At 69.9% G+C, this 4,104-nt stretch carries 2 protein-coding genes and 3 pseudogenes; 3 read left to right on the top strand and 2 right to left on the bottom strand.

Annotated elements, in window-relative coordinates; translation table 11 throughout:
* The first annotated feature begins 131 nt into the window (after positions 1–131).
* From AD428_RS23625 to AD428_RS23635, 3 genes and pseudogenes are all read left to right on the top strand, one after another.
* Positions 132–635, top strand: coding sequence for a Tim44 domain-containing protein (locus tag AD428_RS23625; protein ID WP_235491102.1), 504 nt, complete (start codon positions 132–134; stop codon positions 633–635).
* A 172-nt stretch (positions 636–807) separates the two neighbouring features.
* Positions 808–984: pseudogene (locus tag AD428_RS29980) on the top strand (hypothetical protein); the annotation flags it as partial.
* 88 nt (positions 985–1,072) lie between these two features.
* Positions 1,073–2,076 (top strand): annotated as a pseudogene (locus AD428_RS23635) (DUF6537 domain-containing protein); the annotation flags it as partial.
* Positions 2,077–2,105: 29 nt separating this feature from the next.
* Here AD428_RS23635 and cheD read toward each other — a convergent pair.
* Together cheD and AD428_RS23645 are read right to left on the bottom strand one after the other, a co-directional pair.
* A complete protein-coding gene (gene cheD / locus AD428_RS23640) occupies positions 2,106–2,852 on the bottom strand; it encodes a chemoreceptor glutamine deamidase CheD (protein WP_053246779.1) in 747 nt (248 codons plus the stop codon).
* A 328-nt stretch (positions 2,853–3,180) separates the two neighbouring features.
* A pseudogene (locus AD428_RS23645) lies at positions 3,181–4,084 on the bottom strand (cell division protein FtsX).
* Positions 4,085–4,104 lie beyond the last annotated feature (20 nt).

Below are 4,104 nucleotides of genomic sequence, written 5' to 3' on the forward strand. Positions count from 1 at the left end.
TTCCGCGCTGCTGATCGCGCTGGTCGTCTCGCCATCATGTTCATCGTGCGCCGCCTGCGCGGCGCGGCCCGCGGCCTGCCGCCCAGGGCGCGTACGGCCAGGGCGCCGGCCAGGCAGGGCCAGCAGTCCCTGTGGCGCGAAAGCCTGAAACCGGCTGCCCCGGCTGCGCCGGCGGCGGTCCCGGCGCCTCTGTCGCGGCCGCCGCCCCGGCCGCGGCGCTGCCCAAGGCCGGCGAGGACGGCAACTGGTTCATTCCCGGCGACTTCGACACCGTCGGCTTCCTGAAGCAGGCCAAGGAGCAGTTCGTCCGCATCCAGGCCGTCTGGGACAGCGGCGACACCGACCGCCTGCGCGAATTCCTCACCGACGATCTCATCGCCGAACTCATGCCCCAGCTGGCCGAGCGCGGCAGCGCCGCCAACAAGACCGAAGTGGTGCTGCTCAACGCGGAGCTGCTGGGTATCGAAACCGTGTCCGACGGCCATCTCGCCAGCGTGCGCTTCTCCGGCATGCTGCGCGAAACCCCGGGCGCCGAGGCCTTCCGCTTCGAAGAAGTCTGGAACCTGTTCAAGCCGTCCAACGGCGGCTGGCTGCTGGCCGGCATCCAGCAGATTCCGGTCGAATACGCGAGCTGACGCGGCGGCCCGCGCCGGCGGGCCCGCCCGCCGGCCGGTTTGCCGAACCCATGAACCGGCCCGCAAGGGCCGGTTTTCGCATGCCCGGTCGAAAACGCCGGCGACCCGGTACACTCCCGGTTTAGTCATCAACTCCGTCCGGCGGACCCGTCTTCGGGTGTCCCTGCGTATCATGCTGCCTTTTTCGTTTCTGCCCACTCCCTCGCGGCTGGCCGTCAATGCGCTCAACGCCCTGTTGCGGCGCGAAGCCTGGGCGCGCGAGCGCCTGGTCCGGCACGCCGGCAAGACGGTGCGGTTCGCGCTGGGCGGGTTCACGCTGGGGCTGACCATCGACAGCGAAGGGCTGGCCGACCTGGCCGACGCGGCGGTGGTGCCCGACGTGACGCTGACGGTTTCGCCCGGGAAGCTGCCGGTGCCAGGCCTGCCGGTGGCGGGCGGCCTGCGGCCCGGACCGCCTGGCGCTGGTGGACGCCTCGGGCCTGGCGCTGCGTCTGCTGGGAGACGCCATTTACGCCAATCCGCTGATGCTGGGCTATGCCTGGCAGAAGGGCTGGCTGCCGCTGTCCGCGCAGGCGCTGCGCCGCGCCATCGAGCTCAACGGCCAGCAGGTCGAGCGCAACCTCGCGGCATTCGGCTGGGGCCGCCGCGCGGCGCACGACCTGGCCGGCCTGCTGCGCGAGCTGGACCGCATGAGCCGGCTTCCGGGCTGCCCGACGGGGTCGTCGAGATCAGCCGTCCGCGCGCGCACAAGCCGGTGCTGGAACTGAAGAAGCCGCCCGCCGAGCTGGAGCGGCTGGTCGCCGTGCGCAAGGCGTACCTGGCCCAATACCAGAACGCGGCCTATGCCGCGAAGTACGAGGCCCTGGTGCGCAAGGTGGCCGCCGCCGAGCGGGAGGCCACCGGCACCGACCGGCTGGCGATCGCGGTGGCGCGCAATTACTTCAAGCTCATGGCCTACAAGGACGAATACGAGGTGGCCAGGCTCTACAGCGACGGCGAATTCCTTGCCCGCGTCAACGAACAGTTCGAGGGGGACTGGAAGCTGCGCTTCTACCTGGCGCCGCCGCTGCTGGCGCGGCCGGGGCCCGACGGCCGGCCCCGGAAGCATGCCTACGGGCACGGGATGCTGCGCGTGTTCCGCATGCTGGCGCGCCTGCGCTTTCTGCGCGGCACGCGATTCGACCCCTTCGGCTACGCCGCCGAGCGCAAGGCCGAGCGCGCGCTCATGCGGGAGTACGGCGAAACCATGGCGGCGATCCTGGGCAAGCTCAACCGCGGCAACCTGGACCGCGCCGTCGAGCTGGCCAGCCTGCCCGAGGAAATCCGCGGCTACGGTCCCGTGAAGGAAGCCGCCATGGCGCGCGCGGCCCGGCGCCGCGAAAAGCTGCTGGAAGGCTTCAGCGCCACGGTGGTGAAGCTGGGCGGCATCCGCGCGGCATAAATGGATAAGGTAGATAAGGAGGCGCGGCCCTAGCTGCTGGCGGCCTCGGTCTTGCGGCGGGTGAGGCCGGTGTCGAAACGCTCGACGCCGGGGCGCGGCGCCGGCTGCCGCCCCGGGGCAAGGCGTTCCACGCCCGGGCGGTCGAAGCGCTCCACGCCCGGACGCGTGAAGCGCTCCACGCGGGGCGGGCTCTGGGTCTTGGCCTGCACGCTCTGCGCCGCGGCCACTTCGCGCTTGGCGATGATTTCTTCGGCGCGCTGGTGGTGCGGCGCCATCTTGCGCACCATGACGCGGCCGGTGCGCGGGAAATAATTGATGCGGCGCGCATGCACGTCGCCGAGATCCTGCGCGCGCACCGGGATGCCTTCCGTCTTGAGGTAGCTCAGCACGAACTGGGCATTGCGCTCGCCGATGTTCATCTGTTGCATGGCGCTGAGCACCGCGCCGCCGCCGAACACCTTGGCTTCGAGGCGGTCGCGCACGGCGCCGGCCTTGAGCAGCTCGTTGATGAGCACTTCCATGGCGAAAGCCCCGTAGCGCATGGTGGCCGACGCCGGCGATTGCATGTCGCCTTCCGGCAACATGAAGTGATTCATGCCGCCCACGCCGTTGACCGGGTCATGGACACAGGCGGCCACGCAAGAGCCCAGCACCGTCGAGATCATGATGTCTTCGTCGGTGACGTAGAACTCGTTGGGCAGCACTTTCACCGCCTGGCACTGGAACGCGCTGTCGAAGTAATGGCGCGTTGCGCGGGCATCAAGACGGGAAACCATGGCTCGGGAGGAAGGATAAGAACAGCGGTTTAGACACGAAAAGGCACGGCCTGCAAGAAGAAAAGTTTCAAAATATGTAGAAAATTATCGCTTTATTCTTACATATCCTGGGCCAGACACAAGAACGGCTATGTAACGGCGATGTGTGTCCCTGATTTCCCTCATCTCCGGAGCGGAAACGGGCGCGGCCGGGGGCCGCGCATGGCCTGGTCATCCTAGCCGCACCTGCGCGGTTTCTTTTTCCCGATCACGGGGAGGAAGCGGGGCCAGTCAGGCGGTTTGGCCGACGCGCCCCTGCGGGCAAGGGGCGGCGCCGGCGGGCGGTTTCCTAGAACCGCGTGTTGCGCGTGACCGACCAGCGCGCGGACAGCGCGCCGAGCGCCGCCGAGGCGAGCACGGCCAGCGCCAGGATTGCGGGCGAGGGCAGGTGCAGGGCGAACTCGGCGCCGTAGCTGCGGGCCAGGCCGAGCAGGGCGTCGTTCAGGGGCGCGAGGCAGATCGCCGCCAGGCCGATGCCCAGCAGCGAGGCCAGGGCGCCGGACAGGCCGCCCAGGTAGAGAAAGGGCCGGCGCACGAAGGACTCGGTGGCGCCCACCAGCCGCGCCACCGCGATTTCCTCGCGCTGGAGCATGGCCTGCATGCGCACCGTGTTGAACACCGTGGCCAGCACCACCACCGCCACCGCCGCCGCCAGGAAGGCCAGGCCGATGCGGGCGAAGCGCAAGATGGCTTCCAGGCGCTGCACCCAGGCGCTGTCGAGCTGCACCAGGTCGACCTGGTCCCATTGTTCCAGGCGCGGGCGAGCTTGTCGGCCCGGCCGGACAGGTCGTCGCCGTCGGCCAGGGTGACCACGACCGCGTCGGGCAGGGGGTTGCCCGGCAGCACGGCCAGCGCTGCTGCCAGGCGGGATGGCGCGCAGTCGGCCAGGGCGTCGTCGCGGCCCACCACGCGCACCGCCTTGATGTCGCCGCGTCGTCGCTCTGGATGCGCCGGGCCACTTCGGCGGTGGCGCTGGCGGGGGCATCCACCCGCATGAAAACCGTGAGTTCGGGGGTGACTGACACCTGGCGGGCCACCGGCTGCACCGACACCAGGATGGCGGTGCCCAGCAGCGGCAGGGCCAGCGCCAGGGCCATGACGAGCAGGTTGGCCAGCGACGAGAAGGGCTGCTTGAGCAGCCGGCGTATCGTCACCATGAGCGCATAGCGGTGTTGGCGCAGCCAGGCGTTCATGCGGCGTCTCCGGCGTGGGG

Source organism: Achromobacter sp. DMS1 (assembly GCF_001270295.1).